Source organism: Sphingopyxis sp. BSNA05, assembly GCF_013265645.1.
Lineage (GTDB): Bacteria > Pseudomonadota > Alphaproteobacteria > Sphingomonadales > Sphingomonadaceae > Parasphingorhabdus.
In genome coordinates this window covers 1-5,470 of the sequence record NZ_PYIA01000064.1, presented here as the reverse complement: position 1 = coordinate 5,470, position 5,470 = coordinate 1, and the positions used below count along the sequence as shown (strand labels likewise).

General features: G+C 57.5%; 7 protein-coding genes and 2 pseudogenes. 6 read left to right on the top strand and 3 right to left on the bottom strand.

Annotated features, from left to right (window positions below; all coding sequences use genetic code 11):
- Positions 1-252, bottom strand: a pseudogene (locus C8024_RS07245) (S9 family peptidase); the annotation flags it as partial.
- A 100-nt stretch (positions 253-352) separates the two neighbouring features.
- On the opposite strand from C8024_RS07245, the gene C8024_RS23140 reads away from it, so the two are divergent.
- The 5 genes and pseudogenes from C8024_RS23140 to C8024_RS07230 all read left to right on the top strand — a co-directional run bounded on the left by C8024_RS23140 (position 353) and on the right by C8024_RS07230 (position 2,794).
- Complete coding sequence (locus C8024_RS23140; protein ID WP_367947215.1) at positions 353-1,480, top strand: chorismate-binding protein; 1,128 nt, start codon at positions 353-355, stop codon at positions 1,478-1,480.
- A pseudogene (locus C8024_RS23135) lies at positions 1,366-1,710 on the top strand (chorismate-binding protein); the annotation flags it as partial. The gene C8024_RS23140 and the pseudogene C8024_RS23135, both read left to right, overlap by 115 nt.
- Positions 1,711-1,817: 107 nt before the next feature.
- Positions 1,818-2,162: an aminotransferase class IV gene (locus C8024_RS23130; protein WP_367947214.1), complete on the top strand. Its 345-nt coding sequence runs from the start codon at positions 1,818-1,820 to the stop codon at positions 2,160-2,162.
- Positions 2,163-2,212: 50 nt separating this feature from the next.
- Positions 2,213-2,395 (top strand): type II toxin-antitoxin system HicA family toxin, encoded by a 183-nt coding sequence (locus tag C8024_RS07235; RefSeq protein WP_100093945.1) that lies wholly within the window; start codon positions 2,213-2,215, stop codon positions 2,393-2,395.
- Between the two features lie 12 nt (positions 2,396-2,407).
- A complete protein-coding gene (locus C8024_RS07230; protein WP_100093946.1) occupies positions 2,408-2,794 on the top strand; it encodes a type II toxin-antitoxin system HicB family antitoxin in 387 nt (128 codons plus the stop codon).
- 144 nt (positions 2,795-2,938) lie between these two features.
- On the opposite strand, the gene tcmP is transcribed toward C8024_RS07230, so the two are convergent.
- Both tcmP and C8024_RS07220 read right to left on the bottom strand, forming a co-directional pair.
- Positions 2,939-4,057, bottom strand: a complete 1,119-nt coding sequence (gene tcmP, locus C8024_RS07225; RefSeq protein ID WP_367947216.1) for a three-Cys-motif partner protein TcmP — start codon at positions 4,055-4,057, stop codon at positions 2,939-2,941.
- Between the two features lie 41 nt (positions 4,058-4,098).
- Positions 4,099-4,857 carry a DUF5131 family protein gene (locus C8024_RS07220; RefSeq protein WP_173203783.1) on the bottom strand — a complete coding sequence of 253 codons (759 nt, stop codon included), beginning with the start codon at positions 4,855-4,857 and terminating at the stop codon, positions 4,099-4,101.
- Positions 4,858-5,100: 243 nt separating this feature from the next.
- On the opposite strand from C8024_RS07220, the gene C8024_RS07215 reads away from it, so the two are divergent.
- A partial coding sequence (locus C8024_RS07215) for a hypothetical protein (protein ID WP_217272070.1) occupies positions 5,101-5,470 on the top strand: 370 nt, incomplete at its 3' end.

Sequence of the window (5,470 nt, the reverse complement as noted above, 5' to 3'; positions counted from 1 at the left end):
GCGCTGGCCCATCGGGGTGGCGACGCGGTGCAGCTGGCTGGTGTCGGCGAACCGGGTGGCGATCAGCATGGCTCTGGTCTTGGGATCCCAGTCGACAAAACTGGCGGTGCGATATTCCATATAGGACCGGGTGCGGTCGACGATTTCCTGTGGAATATCAGGCGCCTGGTCGGCTACCAGCGCGGCCGGGCGCGGCGCGACCGCTTCCCCCGCAACGGCCCCGCTCGCGCCCGCCAGGGCCAGTATCGCCATGCCAATCCGGCAAAACCGCGCAAAAACCATTCCCGTCACTCCCTGCTTTCTTTCGTCATGCTTATGGACGAATGGGTGCAAAAGCAATTAGGGGTGAGTGATGTTCGGTGGAAAATCTCCCTTTGTCCTGCTCGACGATGCGCGCCCGTCCGGCGGCGCTCCGGCGCGGCTTTACAGCGATCCGGTGGAGATCATCCGGGCCGATAAAATGGAAGACTTGGAAGCATGTTTTGCCGCCCTGTCGCGGGCCCGAAGGGCGGGAAAGCATGTGGCGGGCTATCTGTCCTATGAAGCGGGATTGGCGCTGGAGGCGCGGTTGCGGGGCAAAATGCCGGACAATCTGCCCGCCCCGCTGGCATGGTTTGGAATATTCAAGGATTACAAAGAGTTAAGTCCGGACGCCGTCGCCCGGGCCTTGCCCGACCGCAACGGGGCGTGGCTCGGCCGGCTGAAACCCTCGATCTCGCGCGACGCTTATGAAGCGGCGTTCGAAAAGGTACAAAATTATATCAATAATGGCGATATCTATCAGGCCAATCTCACTTTTCGCGCCGAAATGGACTTTTCCGGACATCCTTTGCCACTTTATGCCGCGATCAGGGACCGGGCGCAGGCCGGCTATGGCGGCGTGGTCTTTGACGGGAGCAACTGGATGCTGTCCTTCTCTCCGGAACTGTTCTTCGCGCTGAAAGACGGCCGGATCACCGCCAAGCCGATGAAGGGCACCGCCGCGCGCCTCGCCGATCCGACAGCCGACGCAGCGGTGCAGGACCATCTGCAAAGCGACCCCAAACAGCGCGCGGAAAATCTGATGATCGTCGACCTGCTGCGCAACGACCTGTCGCGGGTGGCGCAGCGCGGCAGCGTCGCCGTGCCGGAGCTGTTCCATATCGAAAGCTATCCGACCATCCACCAGATGACCTCGACCGTCACTGCGCAGCTGCAGGACGGGCTCGACGCAGTAGACATAATAAGGCAGATTTTCCCCTGCGGATCGATCACCGGCGCCCCGAAAATCCGGGCGATGGAGATTATCGACGAGCTGGAAAGCGCGCCCCAGGCTCCCCCGCCGACCACGCCCCGCGCGGCATCTATTGCGGCTCGATCGGCCGGATCGACGCGCCCGACGCACAGGGCCGCTCCGACGCCGCCTTCAATGTCGCGATCCGCACCTTCTTCCTGCAAGAGGGCAAAGAAACGCTTTCCATCGGCCTCGGCTCTGGCATAGTGGCGGACTCAAACGGGGAAGACGAGTGGCGGGAATGCCTCGCCAAGGGGAGATTTGCGAAAGTGGATGCCAATGCGGAAGGCGGCCATAAGGTCGATCTGATCGAGACCATGGCCTTTGATCCCGCCAGCGGCATCAAGCGGCTGGAAGCGCATCTCGAACGGATGAAGACCAGCGCCGCCGCCCTGGACTTCGAATTCGACCGCCACGCCGCCCGCAACGCGATCCAGGCCATCACCTTTCACCAGGACAGCCCCGCGATGGTCCGCCTGCACCTCGGCCAGTCCGGCGCGCTGGCGATCGAGCTGAAACCGATGCCGCCCCGCAGGACGGCCCGGTGCGATGCCGGCTGGTGCCGATGCAGGCCGACAAGGCGGACTTCCGCCTGCACCACAAGACCAGCGACCGGCGGGTCTATCAGGTCGCCAGCGAAGACGGCGGCCGGGGCGAGGGCGTCCACCCGATCTTCGTCGATGGCGAGGGCTATGTCACCGAAGGCGCGATCTGGAATGTCTTTGTCGAGCGCGACGGCAAGCTGCTGACGCCGCCTCTGGGCCGGGGCCTATTGCCGGGCGTCCTGCGCGCGGAACTGATCGAGAGCGGGCAGGCGGTCGAGGCGGACCTGACTGCGGCGGATCTGGCTGGCGGGTTTCTGGTGGGGAATAGTGTGCGGGGTTGGTGACCGCTACAACCGTCGATTGACTTTCAACAAAAATGTGTATATAAATACACATGGAGCGGAGCAGCAAGCAGATCATCCGGCGGCTCCGCAAAGAGGGCTATGAACTGGTTTCGGTCAGAGGCTCCCACCATAAATATCGCAAGGACGATCGCACCATCATTGTTCCGCATCCCAGGAAAGACTTGCCCGTCGGCACGGCGCGCAGCATCGCCCGGATGGCGGGATGGATTTGAAAGGCCCAGCCCATGTTTTATTTTGCCGTTGTGCATAAGGATGAAGACAGCGCCTACGGAATTTCCTTTCCGGATGTGCCCGGCTGCTTTTCCGCCGCGGACCGGCAAGAGGATATTATTGCCAACGCGATCGAGGCGCTGTCGCTCTATTTCGAGGATGAGGAGTTGATCCCCGCCAGTCCGATCGGCGAAATCCAGAAATCCGCCGCCGACGATCTGAAGCACGGCGCCTTTCTGGTCCAGATCCCCTATCTGGAGCGCACCGGCCGGACCGGCCGCTATAATGTCTCACTCGACACCGGCGTAGTCAAAATGATCGACAGCGCCGCCCGCACCCGCAAGATGACGCGCAGCGCGTTTCTGGAGGATGCGGCGTTGAAGGAAATTGGGGTGGGGTGAAGGGGGTATAATGAGGTTTTTACCAATTAGTCCGCTGTTAGCGTAATTCCAATTCGTGTACTCTCAACGTAGTTGGAGACGTCTTGCCGGGCGGGAGCTGATCGCAAGCGGGCAGGGGGGCGAGGCGGACTCGCGCGCGTAATGTTAGGACTTTTTTGAACAATCAATTAGTTGATAACCATCACGAGGCTTGCGAACTCTGGGCTCCCACCCTCGGATTGATATCTGACCACTATCTCGCATGCTGACGACAATGTCGCCCAGATCACTGTGGGTTAATACGTTTTCTTCAAGTACCTTTGGCCATAAAGCGCCCCAACTAATGCCCTGAGTACCAGCCTCCCTGATAATTTCAAAGGCACATCTTTTGCCATCATTGACGCCATTTTGGATTTCTTTGGCGCTCCTTTCCGCAGGATTGATTGGCTCAATATCGACAAACATGTCCTCCATGCCCGACTGGGTCGCTCTTTTTACCGATTTTCGATCACTTCGATTCATTGCCTGTATCTCCAGCGCCGCACGCTGAGCATCACGGAAGACCTGCAGGCCCATTTCGTGCCGCGAGAGGAGGATCAATTTATACAAACAACGATCCGCATCTTCTTCATCAACGGTAATAGCCGGAGCAAAGCGGAAGTCCCCCATTCTGGCTAAAGCAAAGCGAGCACGGTCAGTTAGCGCGACCTCCCGCTCATTGCCAGACAGTTCACTAATCTCTTCACGGAATGCATCCCTTTCGTTAACTTCCGTCAACCACTCTAGGGTTGGCATACGTTCGGTACTTGCAAAGCGATTTGCGAATTCAAACATAAAGTTGAGGAATATTTCGGTGTTTGGTCGCTCTATTAAGCTTTGGAACTTCCGAATATCGGGCACGCCTTTTGGATCGATAAATCCGAAGCAGAATGCGTTCGTGGGTATGGAAGAGAGTATGCTTGATAGCTTCGCCTCAGCTGTTCCTTGGTACTGATGGACTTCGATGTCAGGATATTTCGCAATCAGATATTTCTGTTTTTCGATCGCATCTGAGTTTAAGTCGACGAGATGAGCAGTCATTTTAACGGACCGCCCATTTTGCTTCCAACGCGCCTTTGCTCCTCGCATAGCGCTCATAGCTATGCCAAAGGCGGTGTCGGATAGGTCTTTGGTTCTTTCTTTCCATGGTCCTGCGAAGAGGTCGACGTAGACGAACTCATCATAACGCGACGCAATTTTCGCTATTAGCCTCGGTAGATACTTTTGAATGAATGTGTGCTTCACCAAGGCCGGCCCTCGGCCTTCGTAGTGTGATGGATCGAGCTTCATACGAAAGCGGATTCAGGCCACTCATTCCATTCGCGCCCGTGGAGAAGACGGCCTGTTTTCTTCTTGTTTACGCCGCCCCATTGTTTGAAGAAAAACGCAGTGCCGGATTCAAGACATTGGTCAAGGATGCTCTCCACCCATTCTTTGTTCATTGGTCGTGACCGCGGTCCGCTTTCGCCGCCAACAATAGCCCAATGAATTTCTGATAGATCAACCTTCCCGACGTCGCCAATTAACGGCTCGAACGATATAAATCGTACGCTGGCTGGGACCATTTGCAGATGAACGATACGATCTACCACTTTCGCATTTTCCACGCTGGTACCAAGCCATACATTCGGCAGAGGTGCCGGAGCTATGTCGTTAAGTAGCATTGCCATGCGCTGCGGTCGTTTGGTCAGAATCTGATACTGGTGTTGCGGCGTTTTGGCCATCACATTCCAGATACTTTCTACAAAGTCGCTTGGTACATCAGGATGAAAAAGATCGGACATGGAGTTTACAAAAACACGACGCGGCTTTTTCCATGTCATTGGGATATCAACCGATTCCTCGTGACAGCGGACCTTGTCGGTCCACACGGCGCCGCGCTTGGATCGTTTAGTAAGACCCTGATATTTCTCGTGGCCCATGGCCTCTAGGCGAGCAGCCATTCGCATCGCGTAGCAATTGGTACATCCCGCACTCTCAATCGAGCAGCCAACCACGGGGTTCCACGTTAAGTCAGTCCATTCAATGGATGATTGTTGCGCCATAGCTGTTTCCTCCGAGTCAAAGCTTTAGCATGTAAAGACACAACTGTGAATCGTTTAGGCTGTAAGTAATTGTGGCGAGATTCTGATTGTTGCCCAAAAATGCGGTGACAGTACACTTCAACCCAAGATCCGTCCGAAACCAATTCACCCACCATCACCGCAACTGCCCCATCCCGAAACAAGCCACCCACCCCCACCCGATTACCCCTTGCATCGCCCCCAGCCTTTGGCCAACGCCGCCGCATGACCCATCCCTCCCGTCGATTCACAGCACCACCGCAAGGCCGCCTCGTAACCTGGGGCGCTGCCGTGCTGCTCGCGCTTTATGCCGGTATCTTGCTGTTTGCCTCTTATGATCCCGCTCTGCTGGGCCAGCTCTGGTTCCTGCCCGGTATCGGGGCGCTGGCGGCGGTGATTGCCAATACGTCGGGGACCGGGGGCGGGGTGGTGTTTGTGCCGGTGTTCAACGGGCTGCGCGAGCACGGGGTCATGGCGCTCGATCCGCTGCGTGTCACCGCCGCGTCGATGGCGATTCAATGTTTCGGCATGACCATCGGCGGGCTGCGCTGGACCGACCGTCTGCTGCACCAGCCGGCTGCGGGCGCGGCGGACG

Bases quoted from the DNA above. Each gene is read 5' to 3' on its own strand.
- C8024_RS23140 (WP_367947215.1), top strand. From the start codon at position 353: ATGTTCGGTGGAAAATCTCCCTTTGTCCTGCTCGACGATGCGCGCCCG.
- C8024_RS07235 (WP_100093945.1), top strand. From the start codon at position 2,213: ATGGAGCGGAGCAGCAAGCAGATCATCCGGCGGCTCCGCAAAGAGGGC.
- C8024_RS07230 (WP_100093946.1), top strand. From the start codon at position 2,408: ATGTTTTATTTTGCCGTTGTGCATAAGGATGAAGACAGCGCCTACGGA.
- C8024_RS07220 (WP_173203783.1), bottom strand. From the start codon at position 4,857: ATGGCGCAACAATCATCCATTGAATGGACTGACTTAACGTGGAACCCC.